General features: G+C 54.8%; 19 protein-coding genes. 11 read left to right on the top strand and 8 right to left on the bottom strand.

The window, feature by feature from the left end; genetic code table 11:
• Window positions 1-230: 230 nt before the first annotated feature.
• Complete coding sequence (locus tag EYC98_RS12040) at window positions 231-1,658, top strand: aldehyde dehydrogenase family protein (protein ID WP_279245589.1); 1,428 nt, start codon at window positions 231-233, stop codon at window positions 1,656-1,658.
• 11 nt (window positions 1,659-1,669) lie between these two features.
• The gene (gene glpK, locus EYC98_RS12035; protein ID WP_279245588.1) at window positions 1,670-3,160 is read left to right on the top strand and encodes a glycerol kinase GlpK; all 1,491 of its coding nucleotides are present in this window, start codon (window positions 1,670-1,672) and stop codon (window positions 3,158-3,160) included.
• Window positions 3,161-3,202: 42 nt separating this feature from the next.
• Here the strand turns inward: glpK and EYC98_RS12030 are convergent, their stop codons facing one another.
• The 3 genes from EYC98_RS12030 to pspF all read right to left on the bottom strand — a co-directional run bounded on the left by EYC98_RS12030 (window position 3,203) and on the right by pspF (window position 6,097).
• Window positions 3,203-4,660, bottom strand: a complete 1,458-nt coding sequence (locus EYC98_RS12030; RefSeq protein ID WP_279245587.1) for an NAD-dependent succinate-semialdehyde dehydrogenase — start codon at window positions 4,658-4,660, stop codon at window positions 3,203-3,205.
• A 136-nt stretch (window positions 4,661-4,796) separates the two neighbouring features.
• Window positions 4,797-5,051, bottom strand: a complete 255-nt coding sequence (locus EYC98_RS21860; protein WP_279245586.1) for a hypothetical protein — start codon at window positions 5,049-5,051, stop codon at window positions 4,797-4,799.
• Window positions 5,048-6,097 (bottom strand): phage shock protein operon transcriptional activator, encoded by a 1,050-nt coding sequence (gene pspF, locus EYC98_RS12020; protein WP_279245585.1) that lies wholly within the window; start codon window positions 6,095-6,097, stop codon window positions 5,048-5,050. Before pspF ends, EYC98_RS21860 begins: the two co-directional genes overlap by 4 nt.
• 224 nt (window positions 6,098-6,321) lie before the next feature.
• Between pspF and EYC98_RS12015 the strand changes: the two genes are divergently transcribed.
• From EYC98_RS12015 to EYC98_RS11995, 5 genes are all read left to right on the top strand, one after another.
• A complete protein-coding gene (locus tag EYC98_RS12015) occupies window positions 6,322-6,519 on the top strand; it encodes a hypothetical protein (RefSeq protein ID WP_279245584.1) in 198 nt (65 codons plus the stop codon).
• Between the two features lie 21 nt (window positions 6,520-6,540).
• Window positions 6,541-7,236, top strand: a complete 696-nt coding sequence (pspA, locus tag EYC98_RS12010; protein ID WP_279245583.1) for a phage shock protein PspA — start codon at window positions 6,541-6,543, stop codon at window positions 7,234-7,236.
• Between the two features lie 10 nt (window positions 7,237-7,246).
• Window positions 7,247-7,504, top strand: a complete 258-nt coding sequence (gene pspB / locus EYC98_RS12005) for an envelope stress response membrane protein PspB (protein ID WP_279245582.1) — start codon at window positions 7,247-7,249, stop codon at window positions 7,502-7,504.
• Between the two features lie 129 nt (window positions 7,505-7,633).
• The gene (locus EYC98_RS12000; protein ID WP_279245581.1) at window positions 7,634-8,101 is read left to right on the top strand and encodes a PspC domain-containing protein; all 468 of its coding nucleotides are present in this window, start codon (window positions 7,634-7,636) and stop codon (window positions 8,099-8,101) included.
• Window positions 8,102-8,224: 123 nt separating this feature from the next.
• Window positions 8,225-9,010: an esterase/lipase family protein gene (locus tag EYC98_RS11995; protein ID WP_279245580.1), complete on the top strand. Its 786-nt coding sequence runs from the start codon at window positions 8,225-8,227 to the stop codon at window positions 9,008-9,010.
• Between the two features lie 51 nt (window positions 9,011-9,061).
• On the opposite strand, the gene fghA is transcribed toward EYC98_RS11995, so the two are convergent.
• From fghA to EYC98_RS11980, 3 genes are all read right to left on the bottom strand, one after another.
• A complete protein-coding gene (gene fghA, locus EYC98_RS11990; protein WP_279245579.1) occupies window positions 9,062-9,901 on the bottom strand; it encodes an S-formylglutathione hydrolase in 840 nt (279 codons plus the stop codon).
• A gap of 14 nt (window positions 9,902-9,915) precedes the next feature.
• On the bottom strand, window positions 9,916-11,022 hold the full coding sequence (locus EYC98_RS11985; protein ID WP_279245578.1) for an S-(hydroxymethyl)glutathione dehydrogenase/class III alcohol dehydrogenase: 1,107 nt from the start codon (window positions 11,020-11,022) through the stop codon (window positions 9,916-9,918).
• A gap of 105 nt (window positions 11,023-11,127) precedes the next feature.
• Window positions 11,128-12,048: an LLM class flavin-dependent oxidoreductase gene (locus tag EYC98_RS11980; protein ID WP_279246077.1), complete on the bottom strand. Its 921-nt coding sequence runs from the start codon at window positions 12,046-12,048 to the stop codon at window positions 11,128-11,130.
• Window positions 12,049-12,562: 514 nt separating this feature from the next.
• Between EYC98_RS11980 and EYC98_RS11975 the strand changes: the two genes are divergently transcribed.
• From EYC98_RS11975 to EYC98_RS11965, 3 genes are all read left to right on the top strand, one after another.
• Complete coding sequence (locus tag EYC98_RS11975) at window positions 12,563-13,786, top strand: MFS transporter (protein WP_279245577.1); 1,224 nt, start codon at window positions 12,563-12,565, stop codon at window positions 13,784-13,786.
• A gap of 114 nt (window positions 13,787-13,900) precedes the next feature.
• Window positions 13,901-14,947 (top strand): AraC family transcriptional regulator, encoded by a 1,047-nt coding sequence (locus EYC98_RS11970; protein WP_279245576.1) that lies wholly within the window; start codon window positions 13,901-13,903, stop codon window positions 14,945-14,947.
• Window positions 14,947-15,822: a universal stress protein gene (locus EYC98_RS11965; RefSeq protein ID WP_279245575.1), complete on the top strand. Its 876-nt coding sequence runs from the start codon at window positions 14,947-14,949 to the stop codon at window positions 15,820-15,822. Before EYC98_RS11970 ends, EYC98_RS11965 begins: the two co-directional genes overlap by 1 nt.
• On the opposite strand, the gene EYC98_RS11960 is transcribed toward EYC98_RS11965, so the two are convergent.
• On the bottom strand, window positions 15,812-17,788 hold the full coding sequence (locus EYC98_RS11960) for an ATP-binding protein (RefSeq protein ID WP_279245574.1): 1,977 nt from the start codon (window positions 17,786-17,788) through the stop codon (window positions 15,812-15,814). The genes EYC98_RS11965 and EYC98_RS11960 overlap by 11 nt on opposite strands.
• 39 nt (window positions 17,789-17,827) lie before the next feature.
• Window positions 17,828-18,520, bottom strand: a complete 693-nt coding sequence (pdsR, locus tag EYC98_RS11955) for a proteobacterial dedicated sortase system response regulator (RefSeq protein ID WP_279245573.1) — start codon at window positions 18,518-18,520, stop codon at window positions 17,828-17,830.
• A 276-nt stretch (window positions 18,521-18,796) separates the two neighbouring features.
• Between pdsR and EYC98_RS11950 the strand changes: the two genes are divergently transcribed.
• Window positions 18,797-20,683 (top strand): marine proteobacterial sortase target protein, encoded by a 1,887-nt coding sequence (locus EYC98_RS11950; protein WP_279245572.1) that lies wholly within the window; start codon window positions 18,797-18,799, stop codon window positions 20,681-20,683.
• The last annotated feature ends 11 nt before the right edge of the window (window positions 20,684-20,694 follow it).

The raw sequence follows: 20,694 nt of genomic DNA, 5'->3' as shown, positions 1-20,694 counted from the left end.
TATCTCCGGTTTTGGTAACGATAAAGGCAGCTCTGATAGCGGCATAAGTCCAACGGATGCGCACTTTGCGACTGCATAGGGGGTTATTCTAGCCTATCGGAATGGCGGCGATAATAGCGAAAATCCGTTATCGTTGCTGTCGAAATCTCGCTGCCGCCTATTGCCTCCCACAGTGACTCTGGTATGTTGGCTGACGGATTTGATTAAACTGAAACCAGGCGGAGAAAAGCATGCGCGAGTACACACAGTTTTATATTAACGGTGAGTGGGTTGATCCCTCTGCGCCTAACAGTTTTGACGTGATTAACCCGGCTACAGAAGGCGTCTGTGGTCATATTGCTCTGGGTAATGAAGCCGATGTCGACAAGGCCGTAGCAGCCGCAAAGGCGGCCTTTGCCACCTTTTCTGTTACTAGCCGTGAAGATCGCATCGCTCTGCTGGCGGCGATTGTAGAAGCCTATAAAGCTCGCTATAACGACGTGGCTGACGCTATATCTGAAGAGATGGGCGCGCCCACTAAGCTGGCAGTGCAGGCACAGGCCGGTGCCGGTCTTGGACACATTGCGCAGGCGCTGCAGGTACTCCAGGACTTCCAGTTTGAAGAGGGCATTGGAGCACACCGTGTGTTCAAGGAGCCGATTGGCGTTGTTGGTATGATTACGCCTTGGAACTGGCCGGTTAACCAGATCACCTGCAAGGTAGCTCCTGCGCTGGCAGTGGGTTGCACCATGGTGCTCAAGCCCAGTGAGGTAGCGCCGCTGTCTGGTTATGTATTCAGTGAGATTATGCACGCGGCGGGCGTTCCTGCTGGCGTTTTCAATATGGTCAATGGCGACGGTCCTGGCGTGGGTACCGCACTGTCCAAGCATAAAGACGTCGATATGATGTCCTTTACCGGTTCAACCCGCGCGGGAACCCTGGTGGCACAAAATGCTGCGCCAACAGTTAAGCGCGTAACTCAGGAACTGGGCGGCAAGTCACCCAATATTATTCTGGATGACGCGGACCTCGAATCTGCGGTTACCGGTGGTTTGATGCACATGTACACCAATACCGGGCAGAGCTGTAACGCGCCCACACGTATGTTGGTGCCCGCCGCCAAGTTGGCGGAAGCTGAAGCTATTGCGGCCAAGGTCTCCGAGTCGGTTGTAGTCGGTGATCCTAAAGCCGAAGGCACTACTATGGGGCCGGTTGTCTCTGAGGTGCAGTTCAACAAGATTCAAGGACTGATTGAAAAGGGTATTGCTGAAGGTGCCAAATTGGTCACCGGCGGTACTGGACGTCCTGATGGTCTCGAAAAAGGCTACTTCATCAAGCCCACGGTTTTTTCCGAAGCTAACAACCAGATGACTATAGCCCGCGAAGAGATCTTTGGGCCGGTACTGACGATGATTCCTTACGACACCGAGGAAGAAGCGATAGAGATAGCCAACGATACCGACTATGGTCTGGCGGGCTATGTTCAAAGCGGCAGTCTGGAACACGCGCGTAAGGTGGCATCACGTATCCGTGCGGGTAATGTGCACCTCAATGGCGCGAGTGCTGGTATGGATGTACCGTTTGGTGGCTTCAAGCAGTCTGGCAACGGACGCGAGTGGGGCGCTCACGGCTTCACTGATTACCTGGAAATCAAAGCTATTTCGGGTTACGAAAGCTAAGTCTGGCAGCCATGGCTGCTTATATACTCGCCATAGACCAGGGCACTACCGGTACAACGGTAGCCCTGGTGAATCAACGCGGTCACCTCTGTGGCGAGGTCAATTACGAGTATCCGCAGATATATCCGCGTCCGGGCTGGGTTGAACATCGCCCGGCAGACATCTGGAATTCTGTGGTTAAGGGGTTGCGCACTTTACAGCGGCGCAAGCTATGCAAACCTTCTGAGATCGCCGCCATTGGCATTACCAACCAGCGTGAAACCTCGCTGCTTTGGCATGCCGATACCGGCGAGGCTTTGCACAACGCTATCGTATGGCAGTGTCGAAGAACCACCGAGTATACCCGGCAACTGCAAAGTGAAGGGCTAGAGCCCAAGGTTAGGCGCAAAACGGGTTTGGTGCTGGACCCGTATTTCTCTGCCAGCAAGTTCCGTTGGTTGCTGCAGAACGCGAAGGGTATCAAGGGTTTGCTGGCCAAGGACAAGGTCCGGGCCGGCACTATCGACAGTTATTTAGTCTGGAAGCTGACCGGTGGACGTCACCACGTGACTGACGTCTCCAATGCTTCGCGTACCTCCCTGATGAATATAGGCACCGTCAAATGGGATCGCGAATTACTGAAGCTGTTTGAGGTTCCTGAGGGTATCCTGCCCGAAATCGTGCCCTCCAGCGGTGTCATGGGCGTGACTCATGGTGTCCCGGGTCTTCCCGATGGAATACCTGTTGCGGGTATGGCGGGGGATCAACAGGCTGCGCTGTTTGGGCAGGCGTGTTTTGCGGTGGGTGATGCCAAGTGCACCTTTGGTACCGGCTCTTTTATTCTCATGAACACCGGTAACCGTATGCTGGCCTCTAAAGCCGGCGTGTTGACCACTATTGGCTGGCAGTTGGCGGGGGAGAAAACCCCCACCTACGCACTAGAGGGCGGTGCTTTTGTGTGCGGCGCCGCCGTGCAGTGGCTACGCGATGAATTGGGCTTAATCAAGTCGGCGGCGGCGATAGAGCCTTTGGCCGCCAGCGTTACAGATCATGACGGGGTAGAGTTTGTACCGGCACTGACCGGGCTGGGTGCACCCTGGTGGGAGCCTGAGGCGCGCGGCACGCTGACCGGCCTGACCCGGGGGTCTAACCGCGGCCATATAGCCCGCGCTACGTTGGACGCAATGGCATTACAGAATGTCGATATTCTGCGCGCGATGGAGAAGGATCTCGGTAAGCCGATGAAGCCGCTGCGGGTCGACGGTGGTGCCGCCGCCAACGACCTGTTGATGCAAATTCAGGCGGACGTATTAGGGCGTAAACTGATCAGACCGGTGATGACTGAAACCACAGTGGCTGGAGCAGCTTATCTGGCAGGTATTGGTGTGGGTTTATGGGCGGGCAAAAAAGAAGTGAGTAAGGTGTGGCGGGCTGACCGTGAATTCAAAGTTCAAATGTCAGCCAAGCGTCGTACCGCGCGGCTACAATCCTGGCATGCGGCGGTGCAACGCGCTATTGGCTGATTATCAGGCAGCGACCACTGCGGTCGCTAGTCCTTTTTCTAGCTACAGCCCCCCCATCAGCATGTACTTGATCTCGAGATAATCGTCCATACCGTATTTCGAGCCTTCGCGTCCGGAGCCGGATTCCTTGACCCCGCCAAACGGCGCCATCTCGTTGGAGATGATGCCCTCATTGATACCGACGATGCCGTAATCCAGCGCCTCCGCAACACGCCATACTCGACCGATGTCGCGGGTATAAAAGTATGAGGCCAGGCCAAACTCAGTGTCGTTGGCCATAGCAATTACCTCTGCTTCGCTGGAAAAGCGAATGACGGGTGCTACCGGTCCAAAAATTTCGTTGCGAAAGACTGCCATTTCCGAAGTCACGCCGGTGAGGATAGTAGGCTGGTAGTAGCAGTCGCCCAATTCATGACGCGAGCCGCCTAGCGCTACTTGTGCGCCCTGATCAATAGAAGTTTGTACCAGTGCGTCCACATCAGCCACGGCCCCGGCGTTGATTAGCGGGCCAGTGGTGATGCCCTCTTGCATACCGTCACCGACAACCAGCTCTTTGGTCGCAGCGACCAGTTTTTCCACAAATTCTTCGTAAACCTTGTCTTGCACAAATATTCGGTTGGAGCAGACACAGGTCTGCCCTGAGTTGCGATACTTGGAGATCATAGCGCCGACAACCGCGGCATCAATATCAGCGTCATCAAACACGATGAAAGGGGCGTTGCCGCCTAATTCCATCGATGTTTTCTTCATAGTGGCCGCACACTGCTGTTGCAGCATTTTGCCGATGGGGGTGGAGCCGGTGAATGTAAGTTTGCGAACTCCGGGGTTGCTGGTCAGCTCGCCGCCGATCGGGCCGCTACTGCCCGCGACCACATTGAGCACTCCGGCAGGTACCCCGGCGCGGTCCGCCAATTCAGCCATGGCGAAAGCGGATAATGGAGTTTCACTGGCAGGTTTGATGACAATGGAGCAACCGGCGGCAAGCGCAGGTGCAGCCTTGCGCGCGATCATCGCGTTTGGGAAGTTCCAGGGAGTGATAGCCGCTACTACGCCTACCGGTTGTTTGATGCAGACAATACGACGGTCGGCACCGGGTCCAGGTATGACATCACCATCTACTCGCTTGGCCTGCTCGCCAAACCATTCGACGAATGACGCGCCGTAGGCAACCTCGCCGCGTGACTCGGCAAGCACCTTGCCCTGTTCAGCTGTCATAATAATCGCGAGATCTTCCTGATGTTGCATCATCAGGTCAAACCAGCGGCGCAGAATCTGGGCGCGTTCCTTCGCTGGACGCTGGCGCCAGTCCCGCATGGCGGTTTCTGCTGCCGCTATAGCGCGACGAGTCTCGATTTGGCCAACTTTTGCAACGGCGATAATCTCAGTACCACTAGCCGGGTTTTTCACGCTAAAAGTGGCATTGTCGTCGGCGTCTACCCACTTGCCGTTGATATAGGCCTGATGATGGAGCAGGCCGCGGTCGCTTAGATTCAGTGTCATAGTGATTTCCTTTGCGCTGCAGTGCGTGAATCAAGATGTCGTGCACTATTTTGATGGGGTCTTTGGCAGTTTATACCCTGGTAATGTTAGCTGCTGCGAGAAAGTAACAGTAAAGGGTCGGTAACATCCAATGGCGTTAACCCTTCAATGGATCGCGCCAGATAGGTGACCAGTTCAATGGTCGCATTATTACTGTAGTAGATTTGGTAAAACCCAGAGTCGGAAAAACCTTCTGGGGCGCTTCGAAGCGGGCAAAACTGCGCACGAAGTCGAGCAGGCTGGCGCTGAATGACGCACTACCCAGGGTGCTTATGGTGGTTGTCAGTTGATCTGTTTGTGCGTTGGTCAGAGCGTTGGTCAGAGCGTTGGACATAGCATCTGAGTGTATCACGAAGGCTGTGGATTCCGTGTTGCACCGGTCAAGCCGTGTTTGCGTAACAGGCCGCGTAATTGGTCGTAACTTAGGCCCAGTGCGCGAGCAGTATCACCCTGATGATGTTGGTGCTGTTGTAGCGCGTTGCTCAGCAAGCCGCGCTCGTGCCTGCGCACTGCCGCGCCGAAATCAGGGGTGGCAGGTGTAGTCGCGCGAACGGGCTGGGCGGGCGGTAGGGTGATAGAAGTGTCGCGCTCGTTGTCGGCTGGTTCCAGTGGCGGGTCTTGCCATGGATTGTAGAAAGGGTCTAGCACCACTGTGTCGAGCGGCTGCTCTGGCGTTTCCCAGCGGTAGACCGAGCGCTCCACGGCATTTTTCAGCTCGCGGACATTACCTGGCCAGGGGTGGCGGAGCAGGGCCAGAGCTGCCTCGTTGGTAAAACCCGGGAAGAGGTCCCAGCCTAGTTCACTGCACATTTGCACAGCAAAGTGGTGGGCCAGTTCTGGAATATCGCTCTGGCGGTGGCGCAAAGGTGGCAGGTGAATAACATCGAAGCTGAGTCTATCGAGCAAGTCCTCCCGAAACTCTCCTGCTGCCGCCAGGCGTTGCAGGTCGGCGTTGGTGGCGGCGACGACTCTGACATCGACCTGCAGGGTGGTTTGGCCGCCTAGACGCTCGAATTCCCCGTATTCAACCAGACGCAATAGTTTCTCCTGCAGCCCGCTGGACATAGTGCCTAGTTCATCGAGAAACAGGGTGCCACCGTCGGCGCGCTCAAAGCGGCCTTGATGGGTGCGTGTCGCTCCTGTAAAGGCGCCAGGCTCATGTCCGAATAACTCTGATTCGAGCAGGGGCTCGGCGATCGCTGCGCAGTTGACCTTGACCAGCGGGCCCTCCCAGCGTGTTGAAAGGTAGTGCAGGCGTTCTCCGATTAATTCTTTACCAGTTCCGCGCTCGCCAACAACCAACACCGGGCGGTTTATGGGCGCCACTCTGGAGACGTGTTCCAAGGTGTCGTTGAGGGCTATGGAATTACCCACCATATGTTCTTGTTCACGAGGCATGAGGTCAAATATACCAATCAATAAGGCTAAATACACCATAAAAGAGTAAAAATAACCTATTGGGGTCTGGATTTTGACCTCTCCATACCTTAAAAGGCAACTATATCAATGACTTAACAATGTTGGCACGGAATGTGTAATAGCTTAGGTGTTGCAGCATTGCAGACACGCCCAAGCCGCCGGCAGTGTGGCAGGGCCCAATCAAGAGTTAACAGGGGGTTAAGATGAGCGCATTGGAGGAAAGGGTTTTGATTTATGCCGCGGTAGCGGTGATCTGTGCTTTTGGTGGCGTTTTTCTCGGTCCCTGGATCGTTGTTATGACATTTTTACAAATTGTGGCAGTGATTGAGGCGTTGTACTGGTTTGGTCTACCCCGGACTGACACCTACCGTCCTCGCGAACACCGCACCTTGTTTCATTAAGTTGTATTTCGGAGTAAGACCATGAGTATTTTTTCCCGCATGACAGACATTATCAATTCGAATATTAATTCCATTCTGGATCAGGCCGAAGATCCGCAGAAAATGATCCGCCTGATTATTCAGGAGATGGAAGATACCTTGGTAGAGGTGCGCAGTTCCTCGGCCCGTATCCTGGCGGAGCGCAAGAGCGCAGAGCGACGCTGCGAGCAGGTTGCAGAGGAGGCGCGCGGCTGGGAGGAGAAGGCGAAGCTCGCGATTTCCAAGGGCCGCGAAGATCTGGCTCGAGCTGCACTACAGGAAAAGCGTGCTATTGAGGAGGAGCTGGCAACGGTGACCGCTGAATTGACCGCCACTGATGAGCATATTAACCAGCTCAATGAAGAAATTGGCCAACTCCAGCAGAAACTGACAGATGCACGAGCCAAGCAAAAGAGTCTGGTAATGCGCAGCAAAACGGTAGAGTCCCGCATCAAGGTCAAGCGTCAAATTCATCGCGAGGCATTGGATAATGCGTTTCAGAAATTTGATAAGTTTGAGCGCCGTATGGATGACCTGGAGGGGCAGCTGGAGTCTATGGATCTCGGCCGTCAGGTGGCGCCGGACCTGGCCAGTGAAATTGAGTCACTACAGGAAGATGAGCTACTTAACGATGAGTTGGCCCGGCTCAAGCAGGAGATGGGTGTAAAGTCAGAAAGCTCAGTCGCGCAATCTGAATAGGGACTAAAGCATGAAGTTTCTCGAGTTTATGTTTGTACCGACTATTCTGTTTCTGACAGTGGTCGTTCCAATCTGGCTAACAATGCACTATCGCAGCGTCAATCGCTCATCCAGAAGTTTGAATCATGAAGATCGCGCGGCTGTTGAGCAAATGTTGGAAACAGTAGACACGTTGGCAGATCGTATTGAAACATTGGAGTCTATCCTGGATGCAGATCATCCAGATTGGCGCCAGCAACGAGCGCGAACACAGCAGGAGGAGGTGTAACTCATGGGTAGACGACATCGTAGGAGACGTGATTACTATTCAAGTGATAGCGTCAGTAGGAGTGGAAATAGTCGCGGCTATCGTAGTCAGTCCAGACGCTTTAAGAGTCGACGGCGCTCGGGCTGGGGGATGAACCTGTACCGTAATACCCGTGATGGTAAGGTCGCCGGTGTATGTGCCGGGTTGGCGGATCACTGGGAAGTCGATCACTGGGTTGTGCGCATTGCCGCCGTTATGCTGTTTCTGTTTATGGGGCCGCTGGCTTTTTGGGCTTATGTCGCAGCTTGGATGTTGCTGGCGCCGCTGCGCCGCAGTAATGGTGACGATACCGATGCTTACGCCCGCTCTGGACGTCGCTATAGCGCCAACGCTAGCGACGGTTACACTGGTAGCGACGATGTAGAGGTTGCAATGGATTACGACGAGAATTATCACACGTATCGGCCGCGCAAGATGTTTCGCTATGGGGAAAGCCCGGCAGTTCGTTTGCAGCGTGCGCGTGAGCGTCTGGATGCTGCGCTGGGTCGGGTGGAAGATATGGAGTCCTATGTGACCTCTAGACAGTACAATCTCAACAAAGAGTTCAGCAAGCTCTGATATCGTTTCGGTGATTTGATGTATGGGCCTCGCGGCCCTTTTTTTAACCTTCTTAACACCTGCAGCCAGCATGTTACACTGCTTGGCATCGTTTTAGCTGTAGGCACTGCGCCCCGCCAAGTTATGAATAATACCGCGTTAAAATCCGAAGTCGATGAGGCCATGCCGCCGCCACATATTCTACTGGCGCTGACCGAGGCCCAACGAGCCATGAGCGAAATCGCGTCGCTGGCGCTTTGTCGGCGCTGGCTGCGCAGCCAGCCCGCAGGCGATGGCCATGGTGTAATGGTCATACCGGGCTTTCTTAGCGATGACCGCTATAACGGCCCGCTGTGCCGATATTTGCAATCATTGGGCTATCAGGCTGTTGGTTGGCAGGAAGGTCGCAATATGGGCCCGCGCGGAGATTTGTTGGAACGGGCGTTGGAGCGAGTTAGCCAATTGGCGGCAGACAGCGGTGGGGCGGTAACTTTGGTTGGCCACAGTCTCGGCGGCATATACGCCAGAGAGCTGGCCAAGCAAGCGCCACATCAGGTGCGGCAAGTTATTACTCTGGGCAGTCCCTTCGGTGAGGGGCGTGATACTGGCTCTTATCCGCGACGATTGTTTTCACTGCTTAACCCGGATAACGAGATCAGCATCGATCAGTATGTGCTGGCGCAGCCACCACGGGTGCCGACAACGGCGGTTTACTCGCGCGGCGACGGCGTGGTTAATTGGCGCTCTGCGATACAGCAAGGCAGTTTTCCGCAAGCGCAAAATATTGAAGTGATCGGTAGCCACTGTGGCATGACGTATAACCCTAGCATTTGGTATCTGTTGGCGGAGCGCTTGGCCCAGGCACAGGGGCAGTGGCAGCCGTTTGAACGTCGTAGCTGGCAGGGCATGATGTTCCCCACCGTGGGTTGAGTGTCGAGTTGCAAGTGCCTGGTGCAGCACCCTGAACAGGCTTGGGCAGTCTTACTGCTCCATCGCCGCGGCGTGAAAGGCGATGTGCCCCCCAATAAAACTGGCGATAAAAAAGTAGCTGTGGTCATAGCCTGACTGCATTCTGATTCGTGCCTGGTAGCCGCTCTCTTCGCAGGCTTGCTGTAGGAGCTCCGGGCGTAACTGTTCTGTCAGAAAGTCATCCGCGTCGCCCTGATCGATCAGCATAGGTACTTGAGCCGCGCCAGCGCGGATCAGTGCACAGCTATCCCATTGCTGCCAAGTTGCCTGATCATTGCCCAGATAGTTGCTAAAGGCCTTGTGTCCCCAGGGCACCTGCGATGGTGCAACGATGGGCGCAAAAGCAGAAACAGATCGATACTGCCCCGGGTTTTTCAAAGCAATGCACAAAGCCCCGTGTCCACCCATAGAGTGGCCGCTGATAGCCGCGCGCTCCGTGTCCACCGGCAGCTGCTTAGTGATTAAGGCCGGCAGCTCAGTGCTTATATAGTCGTACATCTGGTAATGATGGGCATAGGGTTCGCGTGTCGCGTTAAGATAGAACCCGGCTCCCAAGCCAAAATCCCATGCCTCTTCAGGATCGTCCGCTACGCCTTCGCCGCGCGGACTGGTATCCGGAGCAACGACCGCAATACCGTGCTCGGCGGCATAACGTTGAGCACCGGCTTTATTGACGAAATTTTCATCGGTGCAGGTTAGCCCAGATAGCCAGTAGAGTACGGGCACTGGTCCGCGCTCTGCCTGTGGCGGTAAATACACCGAAAAATGCATGGCGCAATCGAGGCTTTCGGCCTGGTGCCGAAAGCGCAACTGCTGGCCGCCAAAGCAGTGGTTTAAGCCTACCTGTTCCATTGTCACTCCAGTTTTCAGTAAACCACGACCGAGCGAATACTCTCGCCTGCGTGCATCAGGTCAAAGCCTTTGTTGATATCGTTTAGTGGCATAGTGTGGGTGATGAGATCATCGATATTGATCTTCCCTTCCATGTACCAGTCAACGATTTTAGGCACATCGGTACGACCGCGGGCGCCGCCAAATGCTACCCCGTGCCAGCTGCGGCCGGTGACCAGTTGAAACGGGCGGGTGGCAATTTCCTTGCCGGCGCCGGCAACCCCAATAATATAGCTTTCACCCCACCCCTTGTGGCAGCACTCCAGCGCCTGTCGCATCACGTCGACGTTACCAATGCATTCAAAGCTGTAATCGGCACCGCCACCAGTCAGGTCCTGGATGGCTTCAACCACATTGTCGACCTGAGTAGGGTTGATGAAGTCAGTCATGCCAAATTTGCGCGCCAACTCGACTTTGGCGGGGTTAATGTCGACACCAATAATTTTCCCAGCGCCGACCATAGCGGCACCCTGAATAACGTTCAACCCGATACCGCCGAGACCGAATACAACGACATTGGAACCGGCCTCAACCTGAGCACGATAGACCACGGCGCCGACGCCGGTAGTCACACCGCAACCGATGTAACAGATTTTGTCGAAAGGCGCGTCTTCACGTACTTTGGCTAACGCAATTTCGGGTAGCACGGTGAAGTTAGAAAACGTTGAGCATCCCATGTAATGCAGTATGGGCGTCCCATCCAGAGAAAAGCGTGAGCTGCCGTCGGGCATCACGCCCTGGCCCTGAGTTTCACGGATTGCCTGACACAGGTTGGTTTTTGGGTGCAGGCAGAAATTACACTCGCGGCACTCGGGTGTGTACAAAGGGATTACGTGATCACCGGGCTTGACGGAGGTAACACCGGCGCCCACTTCACGGACGATGCCTGCACCTTCATGACCTAAAATCGCAGGAAAGGCGCCCTCGGGATCATCTCCTGACAGTGTGAAAGCGTCGGTATGACAGATGCCGGTAGCCATGATCTCGACCAGTACTTCACCGGCACGTGGTCCGTCCAGGTCAACCTCGGCGATTTCTAGCGGTTTACCCGCTGCGACTGCGATAGCGGCGCGTGTTTTCAAGATATGAACTCCCGTGTTGTCTGTGAAATAGTTAAGCAGATACTGGTCAAATGCGGCAGGCGCTAACAATAACGGTTAGCGCAATGATTCTCAAACTTGGCGTCTTTAACCATCCTTGCGCATTAAGCTCAGTAGTCTCATCGACTCGCAGTTAGCGTCCCGCGATATTCCCGGTACCCGCGGACGTACTGCGATTAAATGTGTCATGCCCAAATGCCGTTGATAACGCTCGATGCCGACGCCGACCTGCTCCGGCGAACCGATCAGGCACCAGTCGTCAACGGGGTTGGGTGCGTTTTTGGCGTGAACGCCAGCGCCAACAGAAGCCAGTTTGTCGCGTACTTGCGCGCACTGGTCAGGATCTTCACTGATGTAGACTGTGCGCATAATGATAATTTCAGGTGGCTGCTTTTTACCCGCCTTCGAGATGGCGTCGCGGTGCAGTTGGTGATTGTGTGTCAGTTGATCCAGCGTTTCCATCGGCGAGGCCAGATAGGGCAGCCCCATAGAGCCGACCTGAGTGATAGCTTTGGGCCCAAAAGCTGCCACCCAGAGTGGCGGGTGTGGCTGCTGTAAAGGGAGCGGGGATATGCGCAGTGGTTCAGCGCTAGCATCGATGGCATTGCCAGCCCATGCGTTGCGCATACCGCCAAGAACAGTTTCGAACTGCTGCCGTTTGAGTTTCAGGTCAACGCCATAGGCTTGTAGCATTGCTGACTGGAAGCCGCGGCCCAGGCCCAGTATCAGCCGACCTTTACAGAGTCGATCCAACGCGGCTACCTGCTGCGCGGCCTGTAGCGCATTGCGTATTGGTAGCAGATAAGAGGTAGTTCCCAGTTGCAGACGTGTGGTGCGCGCGGCGACGGCGGCCAGTAGCAACATTGGATCAGGCAGCGAGGTAGCACCAGAGAAATGACTTTCCGGGAGAAAGAAAGAGTCGTAGCCCCATGTTTCAGCAAGCTCGGCTTGCCGACATAAAGCGTCAGCGTCAATTTCGCTGTTGTAATGCCAAGGGGTAAGGCCCAGATGTAAGCGTTTAATACTTTTTGTCTCCGTCAGCTCAGGCTGTCAATATGCCGCGAAAGCATCGTTGATTGCAATTGGACAGTCGTTGTTCACAGATCTTTTCTCCCATTGGTTATTGTTAGCACGATCGCTTTGCGTCTTTTTATCAGACGAGCACCGCGCGCTGTTAGCGTAACTTGTTCACAATATGGCCATCTGGAGCATGCCGCGGTTGACCGAAGCTGTAGGCAGGAGGATGATGCTCGCCTGTCGCAGAAGCGGCAGCAGATTTTTACCAACCTAATCAATGTGAAGACAGACTCATGACCACGATGTATTGCCAAACAACAGCTATGTGCTGCAAACGCCACGCCAGTATCGGCGTGCCGTGTGCGCTGCTGGTTGTGCATGGAGTGGTTTGAGGAAGCGAATTGATAAGTAAGCAAAAAAGCCTCCGAGAACCTGAAGTTCCGGAGGCTTTTTTCGTTTAAGGCTTACTCGTTTTTTTCAGGTTCTCGCGGCAGGGAGTGGCGCCGTGAACAGAATACTGAAAAGCAATATTACGACAATTTATCTCATGGGTTTCTGCCATAGCTTTATGGTGGTCATTCCCGTGTTCGTGCCCTTGCTGCAAGGCTACGGCCTGACGATGTCTGAAGTGCTGCAGACGCAGGCTTTGTTCGCGATGACCATCGCATTGTTGGAAGTTCCATCCGGCTATATTGCTGATCTGTGGGGTCGCAAGCAAGCCCTGATCATCGGCTCGCTGGCTAACGCCGGTGGCTTTCTGTGGCTGCTTGGGGCCGACAGCTTTTTTGATTTCATGTTGTATGAGTTCATTCTTGGTGTTGGTATTAGCTTGATCTCCGGCGCGGATCTGGCGTTGCTCTATGACAGCGAGACAGAGCTCCAGGCATTGGGGGATAGGGAAGCGGGTCCCGGGCGGTCTCTAAGCCGTTTAATCTCGATTGAGGCCGGGGCGTCGGGTGTGGCAGGGATAGTTGCCAGTCTGTTGCTGGTGTGGGCAGATATGGCAATTTTGCTAGCGGTACAGGCAGTCGTTGGGCTGTTGCCGTTTTGTCTGGCGTGGCGTTTGCAGGAGGCACGGCGTCCGCCCAGTGAGAATGGGCACGCCGACAATGCTCGGCATATTATGGAGTTGCTGTTATTTGGGCGCCCGGTAGTGCTGTGGACAGTGATTGCTATCGTCTGCTTCGGATTGCTAGGCCTATACAGCTTTTGGGTATACCAGAAATACTGGGAGCTTAACGGTGTGCCGGTAGTTTGGTTTGGTTATATCTGGGCGGCCTTTGCCCTCACCGTCAGTGTCGCGGCACGTTATGCCGGGGTAATCGAGCAACGGTTGGGTTGGCGTAACCTATTATTGGTGACAGCCATACTGCCCCTGTTCGGCCTTTTGGGTATGGCGTTGAGTGGAGGTTGGTATGGGGTTTTGTTCGGGTTTGCTATTCAGGCCAGCCGCGGTTTGAGCCTGACTTTGTTCTATGAAGCGTTAAACAGCCGTGTGCCGGGGGAGTTCAGGGCTACTGTTAACTCTCTGGTTAGTCTGCTGGTGCGTAGCGTGTTCATTGTCAGCGGACCGCTGCTCGGCTTTCTGCTGGACAGCTGGGGTATGCGTAGCACGCTGCTATTGTTGGTGTGCGTATTTGCGCCGCTATTTCTGCTGCTTGTGGTGAATCTGGGGCGCCGTATTCACCGCGAGAAGAGTTCACCGGCGGCTGAACCGGTGGTTGTATAAAGCTATATTCATAGCATCTACCCCGCTTCGGCGGGGCTTCTTTACAATTGAGCGGAGTGACTACGGAGGCGCGCTTGCTGGCCTTGCAAGCTGCAGCTGCGCTATATTGTGCGCATGAATGAAGCAACGCATGAGCAACACTCAACTCTGGCTACTTTTGTACTGCCTATCGCCAAATCGTTGCGCCTGCAGGGCGTTGATCCCATGGAATTATTGGCAGAAGCTGATATTGATCCGGCTCATGTTATTAATGCTGATCGGCGCATACCGGCGGCAAAAATGCAGCAGCTATTCAGCTTGGCGCTGCGGGAAACGGGCAATCCGGCTTTCGGTTTACTGGCGGCTGAACAGGTCCAGGCGGCGACTCTGCAGGGACTGGGGCTTGCCTTTCTCGCCAGCGATACAGTATTAGATGCCTTGCAGCGGTTGGTGCGATTCTGCCATGTGCTGAGTACAGGGGTGGAGCTTAGGCTACAGCAGCGCGATGAACTGATTGATTTGGAGTTTCATGTCGGGCGGGTTGTCGAGGATGATGAGGCCGATTATGCCAGCCTGGATTTTGGTATGGGCTTGGTGATGGTGATGTGCCGCATGACATTGGGAGATTATGTGAGTCCTATCAGTGTCGATACGCGCCGGCCCGAACCGGAGGATCCTGATCTGTTCATGTCACTGATGGGCGCAAAAATACACTTCGGGGCGGAGATAGATCGGGTCAGTTTTGTGCGCTCCGACATTGTAGACCAGCTGTTAACCGCCAATCAGGAATTGGCGAAGATTAACGATGATCAGGCGGAAGCGTATCTTGCCAGTTTCGATGATGTCAGTACGGCGCGCGATGTGGTCAGCAAGATTGTGGAAAAATTGCCAGACGGGCCACCGAATCAAAGCCAGATAGCTGGAGCGCTGAATGTCAGTAATCGAACACTGCAGCGCAAACTGAAAGATGAAGGCACCAGTTTCGTAGATTTATTGCAGGACACCCGGCTGGAACTGGCGCGTAAATATCTGCACAATCCAGCCCGTTCTATTAGCGAGATTTCGTATCTGTTAGGGTTTTCTGAGCCCAGTACTTTTTCGCGTGCTTTCAAGCGTTGGACCGGAGAAGCACCAGCGGATTATCGGCAACGCCTGCAGCAAACCTCCAAGGAGGAATCCTAATGCCCAGAATGATGATCATTGCCAATTATCTGAACGAAAAGCAGCCGGCTATCGAGCGCGGCATGAAATTGGCACAGCGCCGCGGGTATACGGTAGAGGTAGTTGGATTTTGCTACGAATCACTGGCCGCTCAAGGAATTACCGGCAAGTCTCAGCAGGCAGAAGCCCGGCGGCGCATTCTGGAGGCTCACGGCCAGAAGCTGGAGCAGCTGGTCTCTGCAAAACAGCTCCCGGGTTTACAGGTGTCGGTTAAGTCAGTGTGGGAGAAAGAGATTCGAAACTGGGTGGTTCGCCAATGCGAACGCAGAGACTATGCTGTCGTGGTCAAGACCGGTCACCGCAGTGAGACTTTTGTTTACAGCTCAACTGACTGGCATCTGCTGAGGGAGTGTCCGGCACCGCTGATGATTGTCTGTGATCGACAATGGCGTAAGACCCGACCGCTACTGGCCACGCTGGACCTAGCTAGCCGATCGCGCGTCAAGCAGGCACTCAATCGCAAGGTTATAGAGACCGCTAAAGCGTATGCGGCGGTAATGGACTGCGAGTTGCACCTGATTCATGCCATCCATATTTCTCCGCTGCTGACCGAACTAGACCTGGTCGATGAGCACAGCCATGCGCTTGATATAAAGGAATCACTGACGCCTGTAGTAGAACGGCTATGCCAAGAGTATGAGCTGTCTCCGAAACAGTTTCGATTAAAACGGGGGCCGGTAGAGAAAGTGATTGCCAGCGAGGCGGCGCGGCTGCGGGCGCAGTTGGTGGTCATGGGCACGGTAGGTCGGCGCGGGGTCAAAGCACGTCTGTTAGGAAATACTGCAGAGCATGTGTTGTCGCGGCTGCGCACCGACGTGCTGGCAATCAAGCCCTGAAGCAGAGGCTGAAGGTTACGCCCTTGCCGTCATCGCGGTTGGCGGCCTGAACCTGTCCCGCATGGTATTCCATAATCAGTTTGACGATGTGAAGCCCCAGCCCCAAATGTACATCGTCACGCTGCTCGCGCACTGAAACCATCGAATCAAACAGCTGTTGCTGCATATGTGCGGGTAGCGCCGGACCCTCATTGCTGACCTGTACAATGATATCTGTGTCGGTCTTATGCACTGAAATTGTGATGCGGCTCCCTTCACGCGAAAAGCTGGCCGCGTTATCCAGCAGCTTGTCCATGGCTTGCGCGACCAAGTCTGCGGACCCATGTACCAGCAGTGCGGTATCTGCCCCTGACAGCGTGATCTGTTGCTGTGGGTAAATCTGACGGTATGCGGCATGTAATTGCCGGCACAGCTCGGCCAGGTCAAACGGTTCCAGCGCATTACTGTATAAGCTTTCCTCCAGTCGATTCGCTTCTGCCATTGAGGTGAGAATGCCCGCGAGTCGAGCCAGCCCCTGGCGTGCTCTGGGGAGGTAAACGTTTCGGTCACTGTCATTGTGTTCAAGGTTATCCAGTGAAGACTGGATAACGGCAATGGGCGTACGCAACTCATGTGATAGCTTGCGGCTCAGCGAGCGCAGGTACTCGTTGTATTCGCGCAGACGCAGCAGCAGTTGAGCGTGCTGACGGGCCAGCTCACCAAGCTCGTCTTTGGCACTGCTGGCGGGGAATTCAGCGCGAATCTGACCATCCGCGCCAATTGCATTGGCGCTGGCCTGTGACAATTGCCGAATGCGCCAACTAAGCCAGGAGGCGTAACCGATCAAACCCAGCGCCGAGGCCAGCATCGCAAGTAGGCTGATAAAGAGTAGCTGACTAAAAGCCTGATCCGTCAGACTCAGATATTGCTCGCTGTTCTGTTCTGCTAAAAGTGCGCCTATCACCTTACCGTCACTGACGATAGGAGCGGCGGCAAGTATCAGCTTCTGCTCGCCGCCAGCAGTTAGGCGATAGCTTCCCACTGCGGAGTTACCGCCGAGAGCACCTTCAACTTCAGGGCCGGCCTGCTGGCCGTAAATCGCGGCCGCCGTTGGTGCAGGTGGTGGGTCCTTATTGAGAATCGCACGGTAGATGGCACGCAACAGCCAGGGAGTTTTTGTGCCCGCCACTGCGGCTCCCGGTTGGCCAGCCTGAGAGACCACCCAACGGTCTCGGTCAATCACGCTCAGCCTTAACGCGACGCTGGAAAAAGGTGTAACCAGAGCTTGTAGTGCGCGTGGCGGGTAAATCAACCAGGGCGCCGGGCGATTGGATTCCAGATTTCCAAAATGTGTTTCGTTGCCGTCACCATCTACGTTGATCAGAGAAAAACCTAACCTGCCATGAAGCGCGGAAAGTGGCATTTCAAGCTCGATAGAAAAGCCATCCTGAGTATCTTGCCAGTGGCCGCGAATGCGAGACTCCCAGTTGCCCATCAGGTCTGGGCCGCCAATACGGGAGTTAAGTAGACGCGCCTGCACCGGTCCCGGCGCCGCTGTAGAAATAATATAATCGCGATCAGTACGTAATAACAGGCGGTCACCGCTCACCCGGTCCAGTAACTTCGGGTCGTGATAAATTACTTCGTGATCAGTGATTTGCAGTAGTAGATAGAGTCGCCCATCACGCGTTCTGGAGCGGTACCTGATCGGGCCAAATTGGAGGTGGTCAGGCCCGTCCCAGCCATCATCGTAGCCGTCAACGATGATTGGCGCGCTGCTGGTCGTTGCATAAAGGGATGGGCCGGGTTGGGCATTGTTTTCTGCAAGCCGTCGCTCAGTGTTGGGGTATATTAACTCTGGCCGGTCCATTAACACCGTTGCGACAGCGCGCGCTGAAGCCCTTAATGATTGCGCCTGCCCATGCTCCAGGGCCGATTCCATTTCACGCACAAATTGGCAGCCCGCCCATGGCAGTGTAAGTAGCAAAAGGCTCACCAGAAGCAGTTGCCGACGCAGATTCATCGCTTAGGCACTGAGCCAGCGGTAACCCATGCCGTAAGCGGTTTCAATGCATGCGAAAGCAGGGTCATGAAGCTGAAATTTTTTGCGTATGCGTTTGATGTGCGAGGTGATGGTATTGTCGTCTAGCACCACATTGGCTGCATCCATTAGTTGCTGACGGTTTTTGACGTGTCCCGGATGCAGGCAGAGGGCGTGTACCATCCAGAATTCTGTAACCGTGAGCTCCACCAGCTCTTGCTGCCAATGCACACTCATTCTTTCCAGGTTGATGCTCAGCGAATCACGCTCGATGACGTCGTCTGCACGTACTGGCTGCCTCAACGCGTCAACGCGTCTCAACAGGGCAACAATACGCGCTAACATTTGAGCCTGACTAATATCTTTGGTCAGGTAGTCGTCCGCACCCAGACGGAGGCCGGAGATTACATCAAGCTCAGAGTCACGAGCCGTTAAAAACACGATCGGCAATTCCGGCGCGCGTGAACGCAGTTCACGGCACAGTTCGAAGCCGCCCTCGACTTCATCACGCAAACCAACATCAATGATGGCCAAGTCTGGCAGTCGTTCGCTGAACGCCGCCCAGGCACTGGGACGGTCCGGGTAAATAGCGACGCTGAAACCTTGTCGCTGCAAGGCATCGCGATAATTTGCTGCGATAGCGGCTTCGTCTTCTACGATAGCAATTGTGCGTGGCATCAGAGTTCTTCTTTAGCTTTACGCTGGATGTTTTCAAAAATGGCTGGCTTGCACAAGGGTACGCCACAATTCATCACAATTGCGCAGCAAATCGACACTGCGGGGAGATCTTTTTGCCCGCATGGACTGTTTTCATAGTTTCACTATTGTTGACAGGGCGCGGCTATCACTATGAAAACACAGAACAGGTTTAATGGGGGCTTACTGCTGGTGACATGTCTAATTGCGTTGAGCGCCGGGGCCCAGGCGTTGCCAGACATAAGTCGAGGAGAATTAATGCTGGAGATCACTGCTGGGTCATATGTACCAGCGCCCATACTTGATACTGCTGTGAGCATTAAGGTTAGCGGGGTGGTCGCCAGAGTGCAGTTACAGCAACGCTTTCGTAATCAGACAGAGCATTGGGTGGAAGCGGTTTATGCGTTTCCGCTTCCGGAAGACGCCGCGGTGAATCGCTTGCGTATGGAGGTAGGCAACCGGGTGATACACGGGACCATTGCCGAACGGGCAGATGCTCTGCAACGCTATGAAAAAGCCCGCAGCGAGGGCAAGAAGGCCAGTCTGGTGGAACAGCATACGCCCCATCTATTTCGTAATCGGGTTGCCAATATCGCGCCGGGCGAGGAGGTGCTTGTAGAGCTAGAGTACGTTCAGCAAGTGCAATGGCGACGCGGTTCCTACAGCTTGCGCTTTCCCATGACAATGACACCCCGTTATGTTCCAGCCGGTGTTAGCGCTGAGGTAGCGGCGCCTGAGCCTGCGTTCGTTGCGGCGGCGCAGTTAACAGAGGGAGACAGCCATAAGCTACGCATTACTGTTGATATTGATATGGGGGTTCCATTGACTGCGGTGAGTGCGCGCTTTCATCCACTGGCGTTGACGCGTACCGGTCACCGCTACCATTTGAGTCTGGCGCAGGGCGATACATCCCTGGATCGAGATCTGGTGTTGGATTGGCAGCCGCAGTTGGGCAGTCTGCCGGAGGCGCTGCTTTTGACTGGTGAGCGCAACGCCCAGCACTATGGACTGTTGATGGTGTTGCCGCCGGAATCACCAGCGCCCAAGCAGCAACAACGAGAGATCGTATTTGTCATCGACACGTCGGGTTCAATGGGTGGTCGCTCCATCGCTCAGGCACGCGCCGCGCTGCAGCAGGCCTTAAGTGGCCTCGCTGAGCCGCATGCCTTCAATATTATCGAGTTTAATAGTAGTGCACGGCAGCTGTTCCCTAAGGCGCGGCCCGCAACGCCACACAATGTGGCTGTCGCCAGTGAGTTTGTTCGCCATCTTGAGGCCGGCGGCGGTACCGAAATGCTGGGGGCGTTGGAATTGGCGCTGCCGGGTATTGCCAGCGAACATATACGCCAGGTGGTTTTCATTACCGACGGCGCGGTGGCCAATACGACCCAACTAATCGGCTTTATCAGCGAGAACCTCGCTGGTAGCAGACTTTTTACCGTTGGTATCGGATCGGCTCCCAATGGCTGGTTTATGCGCAAGGCAGCACAATTTGGCCGTGGAAGTTTTACCTATATTGGTGACAGTGCGGAGGTTGAACCGGTGTTGGCGTCGCTGTTTGAGCAACTTGAGCAGCCGCAGCTTACTGATATCAAAGTGCACTGGCCCCAAGGCGTCGAGGCTTACCCAGAGCAGCTACCGGACCTCTATGCAGGAGAGCCTTTGCAGTTACTAGTGCGGTTTGAAGCACCCTTGCATGATGGCGTAGTTGTCGTGACGGGTCAGAGTAGTCATGGTGTCTGGCAGCGTCAGTTGATATTGGGCAACAACAAAGACGGAACTGATATAGCAACGCTGTGGGCTCGGCGAAAGATTGCGGGTTTGATGGATCTGGGTGTTCTGGGTGCGAGTGATGAGGCCGTACGCTCCATGGTCCTGCCGGTGGCCCTGGAGCACCAACTGATGAGCCCCTACACCAGCTTTGTCGCTATTGAAGAGCGTATTAGTCGCCCCATGGATGCTGCATTGAAAGGGGCCCGAATACCCAATCTACTGCCTCATGGGCAGCAAATGGCGTGGCCGAAAACCGCGTTGGGTGTACTCGAGCGGCTGCTATGGACCGGCTTGATAGCCATGATGATTGCGATATTGGGCGCGCGCCTTTGGTTGAAGCGACGATGCACGCAAGGTTATTCGCGGCAGTAGATAGCGGCATA

The organism is Candidatus Litorirhabdus singularis (assembly GCF_026262625.1).
Classification (GTDB): domain Bacteria; phylum Pseudomonadota; class Gammaproteobacteria; order Pseudomonadales; family Halieaceae; genus Litorirhabdus; species Litorirhabdus singularis.
This window is presented reverse-complemented; position numbering and strand designations above follow the sequence as displayed.

Bases quoted from the DNA above. Each gene is read 5' to 3' on its own strand.
- pspB (WP_279245582.1), top strand. From the start codon at position 7,247: ATGAAGTTTCTCGAGTTTATGTTTGTACCGACTATTCTGTTTCTGACA.
- pdsR (WP_279245573.1), bottom strand. From the start codon at position 18,520: ATGCCACGCACAATTGCTATCGTAGAAGACGAAGCCGCTATCGCAGCA.
- EYC98_RS11965 (WP_279245575.1), top strand. From the start codon at position 14,947: ATGCCCAGAATGATGATCATTGCCAATTATCTGAACGAAAAGCAGCCG.
- EYC98_RS12030 (WP_279245587.1), bottom strand. From the start codon at position 4,660: ATGACACTGAATCTAAGCGACCGCGGCCTGCTCCATCATCAGGCCTAT.
- pspA (WP_279245583.1), top strand. From the start codon at position 6,541: ATGAGTATTTTTTCCCGCATGACAGACATTATCAATTCGAATATTAAT.
- EYC98_RS12040 (WP_279245589.1), top strand. From the start codon at position 231: ATGCGCGAGTACACACAGTTTTATATTAACGGTGAGTGGGTTGATCCC.
- EYC98_RS12015 (WP_279245584.1), top strand. From the start codon at position 6,322: ATGAGCGCATTGGAGGAAAGGGTTTTGATTTATGCCGCGGTAGCGGTG.
- EYC98_RS12000 (WP_279245581.1), top strand. From the start codon at position 7,634: ATGAACCTGTACCGTAATACCCGTGATGGTAAGGTCGCCGGTGTATGT.
- EYC98_RS11995 (WP_279245580.1), top strand. From the start codon at position 8,225: ATGAATAATACCGCGTTAAAATCCGAAGTCGATGAGGCCATGCCGCCG.
- fghA (WP_279245579.1), bottom strand. From the start codon at position 9,901: ATGGAACAGGTAGGCTTAAACCACTGCTTTGGCGGCCAGCAGTTGCGC.
- EYC98_RS11950 (WP_279245572.1), top strand. From the start codon at position 18,797: ATGCTGGAGATCACTGCTGGGTCATATGTACCAGCGCCCATACTTGAT.
- pspF (WP_279245585.1), bottom strand. From the start codon at position 6,097: ATGCCTCGTGAACAAGAACATATGGTGGGTAATTCCATAGCCCTCAAC.
- glpK (WP_279245588.1), top strand. From the start codon at position 1,670: ATGGCTGCTTATATACTCGCCATAGACCAGGGCACTACCGGTACAACG.
- EYC98_RS11970 (WP_279245576.1), top strand. From the start codon at position 13,901: ATGAATGAAGCAACGCATGAGCAACACTCAACTCTGGCTACTTTTGTA.